Source organism: Polaribacter sargassicola (genome assembly GCF_021991835.1).
Taxonomy (GTDB): Bacteria; Bacteroidota; Bacteroidia; order Flavobacteriales; family Flavobacteriaceae; genus Polaribacter; species Polaribacter sargassicola.
The window spans coordinates 19759-36134 of record NZ_JAHDAU010000011.1 but is presented as its reverse complement, the minus strand read 5'-3'; the positions used below and the strand labels follow the sequence as shown (position 1 = coordinate 36134).

Sequence of the window (16376 nt, the reverse complement as noted above, 5' to 3'; positions counted from 1 at the left end):
AAAGATCTAAAAAAGAGTACTATAAAAATGATAAATTGATTAATTGTAATCTATTATTTATCAATCCAATGAGTTAAGATATATAATGTTAAAAAAACTACTTTACCACGAAAATAAATATTATTTTCTAATTTTTTTGTTAATAATAATTGTAACAATTTTAGGTTTACCTTTAGATTTAATAAATCCTGATGCGGCTTTATACGCAACAATTTCTAAAACAATTTTTGAAAATAATGATTTTATAAATCTTTATTCTTTAGGATATGATTGGTTAGACAAACCACATTTGCCTTTTTGGTTAACAGCTATTTCTTACAAGATATTTGGTGTTTCTAACTTTGCTTATAAAATACCTGGTGTATTGGTTTTCTTTTTAGGTATTTGGATGACTTATAAGTTTACGAAAGAAAATTACAATAAGAAAACAGCCTTTATTGCTGCAATAATATTAGCGACTGCTACACATTCTGTAATTTCTAATTTTGATGTTAGAGCAGAACCGTATTTAACTGGTTTTATTATTGCTAGTTTGTATTATTCAGATAGGTTTTTAAAATTGAATAAACTTTATTATTTAATTTTAGCTTGTTTGTTTGCTGCATTTGCAATAATGACAAAAGGTATTTTTGCTCTTATACCTATTATTTTTGCTTTATTAGGAGAGTTGGTTGTAAAACGTAATTGGAAACAATTATTAAACCCTGTATGGTTTTTAGCAGCTTTTTTAATCTTTATTTTTATTATCCCAGAACTATATTCTTTGTATTTACAGTTTGATTTACATCCAGAAAAAATTGTTTTTGATAAAAATAACACCTCTGGTATTCAATTTTTCTTTTGGGACAGTCAATTTGGTAGGTTTTTTAATACAGCGCCAATAAAAGGTAGTGGAGATAAATTTTTCTTTTTTCATACAATATTATGGGCTTTTTTACCTTGGGGAATTATATTTTACATAGCTAGTTTCTTTAAAATAAAACAAAACCTAAAAAAGGTGATACAAAAAGAAGAGTTCTATACAATATTTGGTAGCTTATTTACTATTCTAATTTTTTCTTTAAGTAAATTTCAATTAGCACATTATACCAATATTATATTTCCTTTTATGGCTATAATTGTTGCAAATTTTATTTACAAATTAGAAGTTTACTATAAAAATGTTTTTAAAAGTTATCGTGCTATTCTATGGTTTCAAAATATTGTAGGTTTACTATTAATGATCTATTTATTTGTAGTTATTAAACCTAAAGTTAATTACTTATTTTTTGTAGTTATTATAATTTCTCTCTTAATTTATGTAATCATAAAAAAATCTAACGAACAAAAATCCATTAAACTATTTTTCTTTTCTTCTTTAATCTTTTTAACTATTTACAGCTTTTTATTAACTCATTTTTATCCTACTATATTAGAATATCAAGGAGGTGTAACTGCTGCTAAATTTGTAAATAAAAATTACCCAAACCAAGGAAGTTTAATAGATAATAAAGAAAAACATTTTGGTTTTGAATTTTATTTAAAAGATTCTTTAAAAAGAGTTGATAGTTTACAAATAAGTAAAGAAAAAGGACGAATATTTTTTGTTGATAAAAACGAATATCAACTTTTATTAAGACAGAATGTTAACTTTAAAGTTATTAAAGAAGTTGATAATTTTAGAGTAAGTAAAATAAATTCTAAATTTTTAAATTCTAATACCAGACCTGCTTCTTTAAGTAAAAAGTATTTAGTAGAGATACAATAACACTCATATTAATTTACATTAAATTAAAGATAATTTAATATTTTTGTAAATTGATATGAGAAAAATACCAAATTACATCAAATACATTTTTTTTAATGTATTTTTCGTTTTTGTTTATTCATTTATTTTTAGGATAATCTTTTACTATTTCTTTTCTAATTTAAATGAGGTAAATTTAAATGAAGTAAAAAAAGCTTTTTTGTTAGGATTTCGTTTCGATTTAAAATTAGCTATCATTTCATTTTTTCCACTTGCTATTTTAATTTTAATAGTTAATTATCGTTTTTTTAAAGCTACAATTTTTAAGAAAATAGCAAATATTTATTCTGTTTTAACATATTTAATACTCACTATTTTTTATGTTTTTGATTTTGGATATTATGATTATTTACACACACGTTTAGATAGTTCTTGTCTCCGTTTTTTTAGTAATTTTAAAATATCTTTACAAGTTTTAATAGAAAGCTATCCTATTTATAAAGGTTTTTTATGTCTACTTATTTTCTGTTTTATTATCCATAAATTATCTAATAAAGTTTATAATTACTTTTCTCATCAACAAAATAGTGAGTTAAAAAAACTAAAGTCTTTATATTTTATAGTTACAATTTTACTTTTATCTTTTGGTATTTACAATAGCTTTTCTCACTATCCTTTACGTTGGAGTCAAGCTTTTTTTTCTAAGAATAATGCTGTAAATCAATTTGCATTAAATCCTGTTTTATATTTTTTTGACACATTTACTTATAGAAGTGAAAGTGTAAATATGAATGAATTTAAAAAGTATTATCCTGTTATAGCCAAACATTTAAATTTACCGCAAGATTCTATTTCATTTGAAAGAAAGGTTATTTTTGATTCAACTTATACTAAAAAACCAAATATTGTTATTGTAATGTTAGAATCTGTAGGTGTAAAGCCTATGAGTTATTATGGTAATGCCATTAAAACCACTCCAAAGTTAGATTCTTTAATTAGTAAAAGTCTTAGTTTTTCTAACTTTTATGTGCATAAATCGGGTACAGCGCCTAGTGTTTTTGCCAGTGTAACAGGTTTACCAGATATAGAAAAAGTAAAAACAGCTTCTAGAAATCCGTTTATTCAAGATCAACGAATTATTTTTGATCAATTTGATGGATATGAAAAACTTTATTTTTTAGGAGGAAGTGCTAATTGGGCTAATATTAGAAGTATTTTTCAATCTAATATAAACGGATTAAAAATATTTGAAGAAGGAAGTTATAAAACAGAAAAAAGGGCCGATGTATGGGGTTTAGATGATTATGATTTGTTTAAAGAATCTAATAGAGAATTAGAAAAATTATCAAAAACAAACAAACCTTTTATAGCATACATTCAAACAGCGTCAAATCATATTCCGTTTACGGTACCTAATAAAAAAGAAAGTTATAAACCTTATACAAAAAATGAAATTGAAAAAGATTTGTTAACTAAATCTGGTTTTAAATCTATAGAACAATTAAACGCATTAAGATATTTAGATTTTAACGTTAATAAATTTTTAGAAAGAACCAAAAAAGCTGGTTATTATGACAATACAATTTTTGTTTTTTTTGGTGATCATAATACAACTATGAAAAGGACAGATAAATATACAAAAGAGTCAGATTTAAACATTCAATTACAACATGTTCCTTTTATAATACATGCTCCTAAATTTGTAAAAACAGAAATCATTTCTAAAAATGCAAATCTTATTGATTTATTTCCTACTGTTGCCAGTCTTGCTAAAATAAATTACACAAATTATACATTAGGTAATAACTTATTAGGTGATGCACCAAAAAATTCAACATCTTTTATTTACCTTAAAGGTAGCGGTACTATAGGCCTAATTAAAAATAATTACTATTATTCTATAAATAAAGCAACAAAAACAACTGGTTTATTTAATCTTAATACTAAAGAATTAAAGGATTTAAAAAAAGATTACCCTCTTAAAACAATAGAAATGAATCGTTTATTGAATGCTTATTATCACTCAACTAAATATTTATATTACAACAATAAAAAAACAACTACTAAGTAAAAAGTTTATTGTCTACTTTCTTAAAAAAGAAATAATAAATATTTGCTAAAGTTATACCTATTATAACACCTACAAGAATATCTATAGGAAAATGAACTCCTAAATATAATCTACTATACGCAAATACTAATGGCCAAATTAATATAAAATAGATGTATTTATATTTATCTTTTAAGAGTAATATTACAAAAACTGAGAAAAAAGTTGATGTTGTTGCGTGACCAGACATAAAACTAAAACCTTTTGGGCTTTTTAATATTCTTAATAAATGTTTAATCTCTGGATCGTTATTAGGTCTTAAACGTTGTACAGAGTTTTTAATAAGGTTTGTAAATTGATCTGAAAAAGCTACTAATAAAATTAAAGATATAGCTATAAAGCCACCTCTTTTCCAGCCAAAAGTTTTGAATACTAAAAATAAAACTAAAAGAAATAAAGGAGTCCAATTAAATTGATTAGTTATACCTAACCATAAAGGATCCCATTGTTCACTTCCTAAATTATTTAAAAAAACTACAATATTTTTATCAGTTTGTATAATATTGTCCATGCTTTTGTTTAGTATCATCGATTTCTATAATTACTGAGGAAATATAAGTAATTATAACGTAAAAGTATATTAGAAAAAACTTTATGTATTAGTAAAAATATCGTAAATAATTATTCACCAACTTTTAAAAGTTCTATTTCAAAAACTAAATCTGATTTTGCCGGGAAAGGACCATATTTTTCTTCTCCATAACCCAAATAATAAGGTATATATAGTCTAACCTTCTCTCCTTCTCTCATTGTAGAAATACCTTCTTTAAAACCTGCAATCATTGGTCTTTTAGGGTCATCTAACTGACAAACAAAAGGCTGACCTCCTGTATCTTCTGTAGATTGAATCTTTTTTCCGTCTGCAATATAAAGTGTATATCTTAATTCTAAAGGTTTTGTACTAACAGCTTTTTTACCAGAAGTCTTTTTTAATTTTAAAATTTTTAATCCAGAATCTGTTTTAACAGCTTTATTAATATCTTTTTTAGCTAAAAAAGCTTTTCTTTCTGTTAAATACTTTACATACCTAGCTCTTTCTAAAGCTTCTTCCTCTTTTTTATGCTCTAATTCAGATTTTGTAAATTTATCAAACTCGTTTGTAAAAACTTCTGCAGCATTAAAACTATTTGCTTCTGCTCCTATTTTTACAATTTTAACATCTAAAATAGTGTCATTTTTAACAATTTTATCTACAACAGCCATTCTTGTGGAGTCTATTGCTTTTTTAAGTGATAAAGAATCTTTAATCTTTACTTTTAATTGTTTTAATGTATTAAAATCAACAACTGTTTTACCAAAAACAGAATGTTTACCATTTAAATGAGGTATAGATCTATGAGTAATAAAAAATTGGCTATTGTTGGTTGTAGGACCAGCGTTGGCCATAGAAAGTATACCCTTATCGTTATGGGTATACTTTAAATTGCCATCTTCTTTTTTAGGAAATTCATCACCAAAAAAATAACCTGCATTTTTTTGTCCTTTAGATGTAAAACCTCCTGCTTGTATCACAAAGTTATTTACAACTCTATGAAAAAGAATATTTTTATAAAAATTTTCACCTTTTAAAGAATCTAATAATTTAGGGTTTGTACCTTCTACTAAAGACACAAAGTTAGCAACTGTTAAAGGAACATCTTTAGCATATAATTCAACTAAAATATTACCTTTATTTGTTACAATTTCGGCATAAAGTCCGTCTTTTAAACCTTCTTCTTTTTTAGAAGTACAAGCACTTAAAAAAAGTATAAATACCAATAAATATATTAGATTCTTTAACATAATAGGTTAATTATTACTTTAAAATTTCTAACAATTCTACTTCAAAAATTAATGTTGAATAAGATTGTATGTTTTCTCCTTTATTTTGTGGTCCGTAAGCTAATTCTTGTGGAATAAAGAATTTGTATTTAGATCCTACTTTCATTAATTGTAAACCTTCTGTCCAACCTTTAATAACTTGGTTTAAAGAAAACTCTGCTGGTTTACCTCTGTCTACAGAACTATCAAACACTTTACCTTCAATATTTGTACCGTGGTAATGTACTTTTACTCTAGTTTCTGGTCCTGCTGGTTTTTCTCCATCACCTTCTTCTAAAACTATGTATTGTAAACCACTTTCTGTTGTTACAACACCTTCTTTAGATTTATTAGCTTCTAAAAACTCAATTCCTTTTTGTTTGTTTACTTCTGCTTTTGCTAAATTTTCTTCTTGTTTAGCAGCTTGCTTTTTCTGAAAGTAATCTCTTATAATATTTTGTACGTCTTTATCTTCTAGTAATAAATTAGTAGAATCTAGACCATTTTTTATTGCTTGTGTTAAAACGGCTGCATTAACTTCTTCAAATCCATTTTTTAATTGGCCAGACATTGTTAAACCAATTGCATAACTTACAGAATCTATATCTGTTTCTAAAGATTTTACCTCACTTGCTTGATTACCACAAGAAAATAAAGACGCTGCTACTGCGATTGAAAAAACACTTTTTATAATTTTCATTTTTTTACTATTTAATATTAATTAATGTTACTGTACTTTTTATTGATTGATTTATTCCTATTCTATCTCTATCACCAGAAATACCAAAAGCATTGTATGATGGAATAACAAATGTAATGGTTTCTCCTACTTTCATCAACTTTATTCCTACTTGAAGTGCAGAAATAAAATCTTCTTTATCTACTTTATATTCTTTAATACCTAATTCTTCTGTACTATAAATTACATTTCCTTCTAAATCTGTAATATTATATTGTAGTTCTACTGTATCTCCTAACTTTGGTAATGGTGTGTTTTCTTCTACCTTATTAATGTATGTGTACCAAAATCCATTACTAGAAATGCTATATTTTTTTGTAGAATCTAATGCTATTAAATTTAATATTTTCTGTTCTTCTTTTTTATTTAACCTTTTTGTTTCTGCAACAGTTTCTTTTAAAATAGTTGTAGAAATTTTAGGGTTTATTGGTTTTCTTGGTGTTGTTTTTGTACAACCAAGAATAAAAAAACTTACAATAATTACAAATTTAATTTTCATAAGAAGTTTCTAACTCTTTTTTATATTGTGGCAACAAAGTAACAAATTTAGTTACAGTTTCTGACATAGAATCGCTAGATTTTCCACCTGCAGCATTATCATGCCCTCCACCATTAAAATGATTTCTAGAAAATTTATTTACAGAAAAACTTCCTTTAGAACGAAAAGATATTTTAATGTTTTTTTGCTCATTATCTTCAATAAAAATAGCGGCTAAGATAATTCCTTTTAAAGAAAGTGCATAATTAACAACACCTTCTGTATCTCCTTTTTGAAAATCAAAACGCTTTTTTTCTTCACTTGTTAAAGTAATATAAGCTGTTTTATAAGAAGGTAGTATTTGTAAATTACTTAATGCTTGCCCTAATAATAATAATCTATTATAAGAATTGGCATCATATACATTGTTATGAATTTTATCATTTTTGGCTCCTTTATCTATTAAAGCAGCAATTATTCTATGTGTTGTACTTGTTGTAGATCTAAAACGAAAAGAGCCTGTATCTGTCATAATACCAGTGTACAAACAAGTAGCAATATCTGCATCAATTAAATCTAAATCGTTGTTCATCTCTATAAATTGATATACCATTTGGCAAGTAGAACAAATAGTAACATCAGAATACATATATTTTACATCATCTGGTTGTTGATGATGATCTATCATTGCAAAATCTTTTGGATATTTTTCTAACGTATTTTGCATATCAGAACCAACTCTATGCAAAGCATTAAAATCTAATAGAAAAATAATATCAGATCTATTTATCGCTTTTTGAGATTGATTATTTTGCCAATCGAATCTAAAAGTAGTTTCAGATCCAGGCAACCAATGTAAAAACTCTGGATATTCATTTGGCACAACTACAGTACAATTATGACCTTTTTTGTCTAAATAGTGTTTTAAAGCTAAAGTAGATCCCATTGCATCTCCATCAGGATTCCTATGCCCTACAATCACAATACTTCTTGGTTTTTCAAGAAAGACTTTTAACTCGTTAAATCCTTTTAAAATCATAAGCTGCGAATATACAATTTAATAACATTGTTCAAAATATATTTAATCTACATTTGTAGTAACAACAAACTTTATTATAATGAAAACGATACTTAAATTTAGTTATTTTATCTTATCTCTAGTTTTAATTTCTTGTTATCCTCTAAAAAACAACAATAAAATAAATCAAGTTAAAGAGGTAGATTTTACCATTGCTTTTGGCTCTTGCAATAAGCAAAATTTAGAAAACTTACTTTGGAAAGAAGTAAAAAAGAATAATCCAAATTTATGGATTTGGGGTGGTGATAATATTTATTCTGATACAGATGATATGACAATTTTAAAAAAGGATTACGAAACTTTAAGAAACCAAAAAGGTTATTTAGAGTTAGTAAATGATATACCTGTTATGGCAACTTGGGACGATCATGATTATGGCCTTAATGATGGTGGAACAGAATTTTATAAAAAAGATGATGCACAACAAGTGTTTTTAGATTTTTTTAATGTTGATGAAAACAGTCCTCGTAGAAGTCAAAAAGGAGTTTATCAATCACAAATATTTACAACAGAAAAAGGTAGTATTAAAGTGATTGTTTTAGATACTAGATATTTTAGAACTGCACTAACAGAAGATACAGAAAACTCTAAAAGGTATAAACCTAACACTTATGGTAAAGGTACTGTTTTAGGAGAAACACAATGGAATTGGTTAATTAATGAGTTAAACAATTCTAAAGCAGATTTTAATATTATTCTTAGTAGTATTCAAATATTATCTGGTGAACATGGTTTTGAAACTTGGGGTAATTTTCCGCATGAAGTTGATAAATTAAAGAAAACAATTGTAAATAGTAAAGCTAAAGGTGTTTTACTATTATCTGGTGATAGGCATATTTCTGAATTTTCTAAAACAACAGATGCTAATCTTTCTTATCCTATTATAGATTTTACTTCTAGCGGACTTACGCATGTTTATAGTGATTATAGTGGAGAACCTAATAAATATCGTATTAAAGAAGTTGTTTCTAAAATTAGTTTTGGACTTTTAAAATTTGATTTTGATAATAAAGAAATTATTATGCAAATGAGAGGTGTAAACAATAATTTGCAACAAGAATTAAGGCAAATTTATCCTTAACTTGTTATTTACTTTAAAAAATGTATTTTTGTCGAAATCTAAAAAAATAAGATGGCAACAAATAGAACATTTACAATGCTTAAGCCAGATTCTGTAGAAAACGGACATACTGGTGCTATATTAGAAAAAATTAATGCTGCAGGATTTAGAATTGTAGCTTTAAAGAAAACTCAAATGACAAAAGCTGATGCTGAAACTTTTTATGCTGTGCATAATGAGCGTCCGTTTTTTGGAGAATTAGTTGAGTTTATGACACGCGGACCAATTGTAGCAGCAATCTTAGAAAAAGAAAATGCTGTAGAAGATTTTAGAACTTTAATTGGCGCTACAAACCCTGCTGATGCTGCTGAAGGAACAATTAGAAAAATGTATGCTACTTCTATGGGAGAAAATGCTGTACATGGTTCTGATTCTGATGAAAATGCAGAAATTGAAGGAAACTTTCACTTTTCTGGTAGAGAGCAATTTTAAAAATTGTACAAAATATATTTCTATAAAACTCGTAACTTTAATGTTACGAGTTTTTTTTTGTTATTTTAATTTTACTTTAATAACATCACTAATAATGACTTTCTAATAAGATTTATTTATTTTTACAACTAACAAAATTTAAAACCTACATAACTAATAAATTAAAATGAAATTAATTTATAACACAAAAAATCTATTTTATTTTATTTGGTTTATTAGTTTATCAATACAAGCTTATTTTACAGAAATAACTTATGATGAGGCTTATTATTGGATGTATTCTAGAGAATTAGCTTGGGGTTATTTTGATCATCCACCAGCAATTGCACTGATAATAAAAATTGGTTATTTTTTATTTTCTAATGAGTTTGGTGTACGGTTATTTTCTATTTTAATGAGTACCCTTACTCTTTTTATTTTAGAAAAAATCATTCAACCTAAAGATATAAAATCTTTTTTTCTATTGATTTTTTCTGTAGGAATACTTCATTTTATAGGCTTTTTTGCTATACCAGATTCCCCATTATTATTTACTACAGCTATTTATTTATTTTTTTATCAGAAATTTACAATTAAACCAAACATTAAAAATTCATTTTTATTAGGTATTACAATTTCTCTAATGTGTTTGTCTAAATATCACGGAATTATAATTGTCTTTTTAACCATTATTTCAAATTTAAAACTTCTTGTCAGTCGTTATTTTTGGATTGCAGCTTTTACAGCTTCTTTACTTTTAATTCCTCATTTTTATTGGCAAATAAATGCAGGGTTTCCATCTGTAAATTATCATTTATTTGAAAGAAGTACAGCTGCTTACAAACTTACTTTTACACTAGAATATTTAGGGAGTCAACTTGTTTTATTAGGCCCAATTACTGGTATCTTATTTTTTATTGCAGCTTTTAAAATAAAAGCTAAAAATCAATTTGAAAAAACACTAAAAACACTTTTTTGGGGTGGATATATTTTCTTTTTCTTAATGAGTTTTAAAGGAAAAATAGAAGCTCATTGGACGCTTTTTATTGTATTACCCGCGCTTTATTTTGGTTATCACTATTTAATATCATTACAAAATCAAAAAAAAGTTATTCGTAATATATTTTTAATTTCTGGAATATTAATTATAGCTGTTCGTGTTTTAGTTGCCATAGATTTGCAAAGTAATAACGCCAATTTAATTGCAAAATTAACCAAACAATTTAGAAACAAAGAAGACATGCTTGCTATTAAAAAACAAGCCAAAGGTAATCCTGTAGCATTTATGAATTCTTATCAAAAAGCTTCGTTATATTCTTTCTATTCTCAATCAGAAGGTTTTAGTTTAAACAATATAATGGGTAGAAAAAATCAATTTGATATTTGGAATGTAGAAGACAAGTACAGAGGCAAAAAAATAATGATGATTCCTAATTATGATATTAAAGAGTTTGATTCTATTAAAGGTGTTTCAAAAAAAATGATATATCATTTTATTGATAATTTTCAATCTTTTTCTAAAGTTAAAATTGATGTAAAAAATATAGAAAGCACTGCTATAAAATCTGATACATTAAATATAAAAATCAACTTAACAAACACTTTAAAAACCAACCTTAATTTTAATATAAATGAAGAATATCCTTCTTATTTATATTACCAATTTTTTGAAGGTGATAAATTAATTAAACAACAAAAATCAATTAAAATTGATAACAAAACACTAGAAAAAGAAATCAATACAAAAGTTATTGTTCCAGATAAAGCAGGTAATTATGGCTTGTACTTAACTATTAAAACAGGCTGGCTACCACCAACAATTAATAGTAAACGATACTTAATAAACGTTTCAAATTAATTATATCTTTCATTTTAATAATAAAAACCTGATATTGCAGACATTACAACAATTATCTGTAATTAAATAAGGCAATTGATTTTAATATATTGAAACATAAAACATGAAAAAACCATATATTTTCTTACTGCTATTTTTATCATTATTTACAAATGTAAGTTTTGCACAATGTGATGATATTAGTTTAGAAAACCTTACAAATCCTGGACCTTATGAAGTTAAAACACTTACCGAAGAAGATGGAATACGTAATGGACCAGAATATTCTGGAGCTACAATTTACTACCCTACAAATACCATAAGTTTATTACCAAGCATTGCAATTGTGCCTGGTTGGGGAGCTTCTCCTTCTAGTGTAGAAGAATGGGGACCTTTTTATGCTTCACACGGAATTGTAACAATTATAATTGGCACAAATAATCTTTATACAGATCTAGTAGATGCTCGTGCACAAGCTTTATTAGATGCTTTAGAAACTGTAAAACAAGAAAACTCTAGAGAATCTTCTCCATTAAAAGACATTCTTAATTTAAACAAAATGGCTGTAAGTGGTTGGTCTATGGGCGGTGGCGGAGCACAAAGAGCTGCTACGTTAGATAGTACTATTAATGCTGTAGTTGCTTTATGTCCTTATTTATTTGGTTCAAACCTTAATCACCAAAGTCCTTTATTAATTTTTAGTGGAGAAGATGATCCTACTGCGCCACCAGAAGAACATGCAGATGTTCATTATAAAGAGACTCCTGATACTACAGATAAGTTATTGGTAGAAATTGCAAACGGAGACCATTCTGTAGCTAATACACCAAATGGTGGCGAAGGTATTGTTGGTAAAATAGCATTGTCTTGGCTTAAATTATATTTAGAAGACAATACTTGTTATTGCCCTTTATTAAAAGACGAGCTTTTGCTTGAATCTTCTATTACCTCTAAAATTGAACAAAGTTTTGAATGTGAATCTTTGAGTTTAACAGACAATAAATACATAACTGGTTTTTACCCAAACCCAGCCAAAAATATTGTAACCTTTAAAGTTTTAGAAAATGTAGATTTCGAACTTTTTTCTCTTTTAGGTCAATCTGTTTTAAAAGGAAAACTTACAATAAACAATAATCAAATAGATGTTTCTAACCTACCAGAAAACATCTATTTATTAAAAATTAAAAATCAAACAATTAAACTTGTTAAACAGAATTAATTGTTTTTTAAACTGAATTTTACTCTGATTTATAAAATGTAAATGATGAAAATTAAAGAACTAAAAAAAATAAAAGAGTTAGAAAATAATAAATTAGTTAATAAACACCTTCAATTAAAAGACCTTTTAACTCTGTTAGAAAAAAGAGAACTAAATACTGATGTTATCAATACCATCAACACAGAAGTTGACAAAGTAAATGCTGTATCTAATTTAGAAAAAGAGTTGAAAAATCAAATAATTAAATCTCAATCTAACATTATTAATCTTATTGAAAAAGAGCATAAACTTGTTGCAAAAAATCATTATAGAAAAACATGGATGGCAATAGGAATGGCTGCATTTGGATTACCAATGGGTGTTATTTTTGGCAGCCTTATGAACAACATGGCTTTTATGGGAATAGGATTACCCATTGGTATGGTTATTGGCCTTGCTGTTGGGACAAATATGGATAAAAAAGCTTTTGATGAAGGCAGACAACTTAACTTAGAAATAAAATATTAAGTACAACTACTCTTAAAACTAATTACATCAATATAATTGTATATTTGCTAACTTTATATTGAAAACTATGATGCCTGCACCTTTTAAAAAATTACATCCTCATTTAAAAGAGATGTTAGAGTCTCTAGACATAACAACTCCTACTCCATTTCAAATTAAAAGTATTCCTATCATAAAAAGTGGTGCAAATGTCTTTTGTACTGCTGCAGAAAATAGTGGTAAAACAACCTCTTTAATACTAACTACTTTAAATAAATTAAAGTGCGAAGAAGTTGGTACAGCACCAAGATCTATTGTTTTGGTAGAAAATAATGAGCGTGCAATTGAGCTTTATGAAACTTTTTTAAAGTACACCAGAAGAAGTTCTTTACGTGTGTATTTAGGTAATGAAAAAGAACATATAGATTTATTAAAATCTGAAATATTTGAAGGGATAGATGTTCTTATTGCCACACCTAAAATAGTAAATAAATTACTTTTATTAGAAGGATTGAATACTACTCAAGTAAAAATATTTAATATAGATGATGCTAGTTTTTTAACAAATACATCTGATTTTACTGCTTTAATGGCAATAACACAAAGCATTCAAAAATGTCAATTTGTTATCTATTCAGAAAAAATGAATCCAACTTTAAAGCGTTTAGAATCTTATTTTATGGAATATGCTAAAATAGTTTCTGTATAAAGTTTTTTATATTTAGAGACGTAAAACTCCAATTATTGGTTTTGGAGCTATTAAAACCGATGATATAAAAGGTATTTTTAAAACAGATGTTTCTGGAGTTGCTGTTAGCAATAAAATTACTGAAGACTTTAATAGTCTTAAAAATTTACCAGCAATTACTTAAAGCCTCTTCTGTTGATGAGCAACGTCATTCTTTTTAGAATAAGAAAAACGGTATAAATACAAAACTAATCTTTGTATTTATACCGAAATAAAGAAAGGGGAAATTATTTTTTATACTCTAAATCTATAAAGTTTTCTATTTTTTCTTGATTAATTATAGGATTCGCTCCTTCGCAACTAGCCACTAAAGCTCCCATTGCACACGCAAAGTTTATAGATTCTTGTGGAGAAAATTCTTTTAATAATTTATCTATTAAGGACGCTAAAAAAGAATCGCCAGCACCCACAGTATCTACAACATCTACTTTATAACCATCATTATTATAAAATGTATTTTGATAATATAAAATAGCACCCTCTCCTCCTCTGGTTACACAAATAGAATTTGTATTTGTTTTTGATGCTATAAATAAAATTGTTTCTTCTAAAGTAGTTGTATCCGCATTTAATGCTTTAGCTATTTCAAAGATTTCTTCATCATTAAACTTAATAAAATCAGCTTCTAACATCAGATGCTTTAAAATATCTATTGTATAATGTGGTGCTCTAAGATTTACATCAAAAACTTTATATTTTGCAACTTTTAAAAGCGCATTTAAAGTATTGTTAGAAACATCGTTTCTGGCAATTAAACTCCCATAAATAAAAGCATCTGCTTTTTTTGTAATTTCTTTAGCGCTTTCGGTTAACTTAATATAATCCCAAGCTCTCGGAAAATTAATAGTATAAGAAGCAGAACCGTTTTCATCTAAAGTAACTGCTACTTCTCCTGTTTTAAATTGATTATCAACCTGAACATTTTCTATCAATACGCCTCTTTCTTCTATAAAATCTTTAATTTCAGAACCCGCTGTATCTTCACCTATTTTTGTAATAATTGATACTTTATTTTCTAAAGACTGTAATCTTAAAGCAACATTTAAAGGTGCACCACCAATTTTTTTATGATTCGGAAAAACATCCCATAAAACTTCACCATAACAAACTATATTTTTCATAAACTATATCACTTTAAGAACAGAACTATTCATTTTCTCAACACATTTTTCAATTCCAAATTCTGTAATATCATGGTAGCTTTTAATGTAAGATGCCACAAAAGTTTTAGAATCCTTTAGTTTACCAAAAACAGAAGCTATTTCTAAAAATGCTTCAGGAGTTTTTACTGCTTCTAATGCTTTTTCATTTAAAATAGTTTTCATAGCATCTTTAATTAATAAAGGTTGTCCATTTTCGTTTTTACCTAAACTATAAATTGCCCAAGCTGCTACTACAAATGCTGCAAAATCTACAGATCCTTTATTTTCTAATTGTTTGTTTACTGTTGGTAGAATAAATATTGGGAATTTTGCAGAACTTTCTGAACAAATTCTATCTATTTGATCTTTAATATAAATATTACCAAATCTTTGTAGTAAAGATTCTTTATAAGCATCTAAATCAACACCTTCTAAACCAACTAATGTAGGGGTAACTTCATGGTTCATGTAATTTTTTAAAAATCTTCTAATTTCAGTATTATTTACAGATTCATCAATAGTTGCATAACCAATTAAATCTCCTAAAATACCTAATACAGAATGCCCTGCATTTAATAAACTTAATTTCATTTTTTCAAACGGAACAACATCTTCTACAAACTGAGCGCCTACTTTTTCCCAAGCAGGTCTTCCTGTAATAAAATCGTCTTCTATTACCCATTGTTTAAAAGGTTCACAAACTACTGGCCATGCATCATCAATACCAGAAGTTTCTATTAAGTTTGTAATATCAGAGGCGGCTGTTGCCGGTGTAATTCTATCTACCATCGCATTCGGAAAAGAAACGTTTTGCTCTATCCAAGTAATTAATTCTGGCGCTGCTTTAGCTACGTAACTTAACAGCATCTTTTTTGCCATATGTCCGTTACCTTGTATATTATCGCAAGATTGTAAAGTAAAACCTAATAAACCTCTTTCTTTTCTTAGTTTTAATGCTGCTGTTAAGTAGCCAAAGATTGTTTTAGGTTCCTTTGGATTTTTTAAATCGTGATGTATTAAAGGGTTTGTAAAATCAAACTCTCCTGTTGCTTCATTGTAATTATAACCGCCCTCTGTTATAGTTAAACTTATAATTTTAGTATCTACACTCGCCATTTTTTCAATCACTTTTAAAGGATTTTCTGGTGCGTATAAATAATCTACAATAGAGCCAATTACTCTTTTGGTTAAAGTGCCATCTAATTCTTTAATTACCAAGGTATACAAACCATCTTGATTTTTAAGAACATTATATATTTTAGTATCAAAATCTAATAAAGCTACGCCACAAATACCCCAATCTGTCACATTTTCATCATGTAATAATTGGTCTGTATAAAAAGCCTCGTGTGCTCTATGAAATCCACCAATACCAACATGTACAATACCCGTTTTAATATTATCTCTATTGTAAGTAGGACATGAAACTTTATTAGCAATTAATGCCAAATTATTTTGATTTAATTTAATTATATTTTCCAT

Annotated in this window: 15 protein-coding genes; 8 read left to right on the top strand and 7 right to left on the bottom strand. The window is 26.7% G+C overall.

Going from position 1 to position 16376, the window contains the following annotated elements:
• The first annotated feature begins 136 nt into the window (after positions 1-136).
• Positions 137-1747, top strand: a complete 1611-nt coding sequence (locus tag KI686_RS14515) for an ArnT family glycosyltransferase (RefSeq protein ID WP_237590053.1) — start codon at positions 137-139, stop codon at positions 1745-1747.
• Positions 1748-1946: 199 nt separating this feature from the next.
• Entirely contained in the window at positions 1947-3797 is a 1851-nt protein-coding gene (locus KI686_RS14510) for an LTA synthase family protein (protein WP_237590052.1), read from the top strand.
• Here KI686_RS14510 and KI686_RS14505 read toward each other — a convergent pair.
• The 5 genes from KI686_RS14505 to KI686_RS14485 all read right to left on the bottom strand — a co-directional run bounded on the left by KI686_RS14505 (position 3790) and on the right by KI686_RS14485 (position 7892).
• On the bottom strand, positions 3790-4347 hold the full coding sequence (locus tag KI686_RS14505; protein ID WP_237590051.1) for a phosphatase PAP2 family protein: 558 nt from the start codon (positions 4345-4347) through the stop codon (positions 3790-3792). The two genes, KI686_RS14510 and KI686_RS14505, sit on opposite strands and share 8 nt — an antisense overlap.
• 110 nt (positions 4348-4457) lie before the next feature.
• Complete coding sequence (locus KI686_RS14500; RefSeq protein ID WP_237590050.1) at positions 4458-5618, bottom strand: peptidylprolyl isomerase; 1161 nt, start codon at positions 5616-5618, stop codon at positions 4458-4460.
• Between the two features lie 13 nt (positions 5619-5631).
• Positions 5632-6336, bottom strand: a complete 705-nt coding sequence (gene bamJ / locus KI686_RS14495; protein ID WP_237590049.1) for a BamJ family beta-barrel-assembly machinery protein — start codon at positions 6334-6336, stop codon at positions 5632-5634.
• A 7-nt stretch (positions 6337-6343) separates the two neighbouring features.
• Entirely contained in the window at positions 6344-6874 is a 531-nt protein-coding gene (gldI, locus tag KI686_RS14490; protein ID WP_237590048.1) for a gliding motility-associated peptidyl-prolyl isomerase GldI, read from the bottom strand.
• Positions 6864-7892 carry a DHH family phosphoesterase gene (locus KI686_RS14485; RefSeq protein WP_237590047.1) on the bottom strand — a complete coding sequence of 343 codons (1029 nt, stop codon included), beginning with the start codon at positions 7890-7892 and terminating at the stop codon, positions 6864-6866. Before KI686_RS14485 ends, gldI begins: the two co-directional genes overlap by 11 nt.
• 79 nt (positions 7893-7971) lie before the next feature.
• Here KI686_RS14485 and KI686_RS14480 point away from each other — a divergent pair, with 79 nt between their 5' ends.
• The 6 genes from KI686_RS14480 (at position 7972) to KI686_RS14455 (ending at position 13713) form a co-directional block, all read left to right on the top strand.
• Entirely contained in the window at positions 7972-9012 is a 1041-nt protein-coding gene (locus KI686_RS14480) for an alkaline phosphatase D family protein (protein WP_237590046.1), read from the top strand.
• 51 nt (positions 9013-9063) lie between these two features.
• On the top strand, positions 9064-9483 hold the full coding sequence (locus KI686_RS14475) for a nucleoside-diphosphate kinase (RefSeq protein ID WP_237590045.1): 420 nt from the start codon (positions 9064-9066) through the stop codon (positions 9481-9483).
• A 166-nt stretch (positions 9484-9649) separates the two neighbouring features.
• Positions 9650-11320, top strand: a complete 1671-nt coding sequence (locus tag KI686_RS14470; protein ID WP_237590044.1) for an ArnT family glycosyltransferase — start codon at positions 9650-9652, stop codon at positions 11318-11320.
• Positions 11321-11423: 103 nt separating this feature from the next.
• Positions 11424-12518, top strand: a complete 1095-nt coding sequence (locus KI686_RS14465; RefSeq protein WP_237590043.1) for a T9SS type A sorting domain-containing protein — start codon at positions 11424-11426, stop codon at positions 12516-12518.
• Positions 12519-12563: 45 nt separating this feature from the next.
• Positions 12564-13025: a hypothetical protein gene (locus tag KI686_RS14460; protein ID WP_237590042.1), complete on the top strand. Its 462-nt coding sequence runs from the start codon at positions 12564-12566 to the stop codon at positions 13023-13025.
• 67 nt (positions 13026-13092) lie between these two features.
• Positions 13093-13713 (top strand): DEAD/DEAH box helicase, encoded by a 621-nt coding sequence (locus tag KI686_RS14455; protein ID WP_237590041.1) that lies wholly within the window; start codon positions 13093-13095, stop codon positions 13711-13713.
• A gap of 266 nt (positions 13714-13979) precedes the next feature.
• Here the strand turns inward: KI686_RS14455 and KI686_RS14450 are convergent, their stop codons facing one another.
• The gene (locus tag KI686_RS14450) at positions 13980-14873 is read right to left on the bottom strand and encodes a carbohydrate kinase family protein (protein ID WP_237590040.1); all 894 of its coding nucleotides are present in this window, start codon (positions 14871-14873) and stop codon (positions 13980-13982) included.
• Positions 14874-14876: 3 nt separating this feature from the next.
• Positions 14877-16376, bottom strand: coding sequence for a mannitol dehydrogenase family protein (locus KI686_RS14445; protein WP_237590039.1), 1500 nt, complete (start codon positions 16374-16376; stop codon positions 14877-14879).

Bases quoted from the DNA above. Each gene is read 5' to 3' on its own strand.
- KI686_RS14475 (WP_237590045.1), top strand. From the start codon at position 9,064: ATGGCAACAAATAGAACATTTACAATGCTTAAGCCAGATTCTGTAGAA.
- KI686_RS14455 (WP_237590041.1), top strand. From the start codon at position 13,093: ATGATGCCTGCACCTTTTAAAAAATTACATCCTCATTTAAAAGAGATG.
- KI686_RS14460 (WP_237590042.1), top strand. From the start codon at position 12,564: ATGAAAATTAAAGAACTAAAAAAAATAAAAGAGTTAGAAAATAATAAA.
- KI686_RS14500 (WP_237590050.1), bottom strand. From the start codon at position 5,618: ATGTTAAAGAATCTAATATATTTATTGGTATTTATACTTTTTTTAAGT.
- KI686_RS14505 (WP_237590051.1), bottom strand. From the start codon at position 4,347: ATGGACAATATTATACAAACTGATAAAAATATTGTAGTTTTTTTAAAT.
- gldI (WP_237590048.1), bottom strand. From the start codon at position 6,874: ATGAAAATTAAATTTGTAATTATTGTAAGTTTTTTTATTCTTGGTTGT.
- KI686_RS14470 (WP_237590044.1), top strand. From the start codon at position 9,650: ATGAAATTAATTTATAACACAAAAAATCTATTTTATTTTATTTGGTTT.
- KI686_RS14465 (WP_237590043.1), top strand. From the start codon at position 11,424: ATGAAAAAACCATATATTTTCTTACTGCTATTTTTATCATTATTTACA.
- KI686_RS14450 (WP_237590040.1), bottom strand. From the start codon at position 14,873: ATGAAAAATATAGTTTGTTATGGTGAAGTTTTATGGGATGTTTTTCCG.
- KI686_RS14445 (WP_237590039.1), bottom strand. From the start codon at position 16,376: ATGGAAAATATAATTAAATTAAATCAAAATAATTTGGCATTAATTGCT.
- KI686_RS14485 (WP_237590047.1), bottom strand. From the start codon at position 7,892: ATGATTTTAAAAGGATTTAACGAGTTAAAAGTCTTTCTTGAAAAACCA.
- bamJ (WP_237590049.1), bottom strand. From the start codon at position 6,336: ATGAAAATTATAAAAAGTGTTTTTTCAATCGCAGTAGCAGCGTCTTTA.
- KI686_RS14480 (WP_237590046.1), top strand. From the start codon at position 7,972: ATGAAAACGATACTTAAATTTAGTTATTTTATCTTATCTCTAGTTTTA.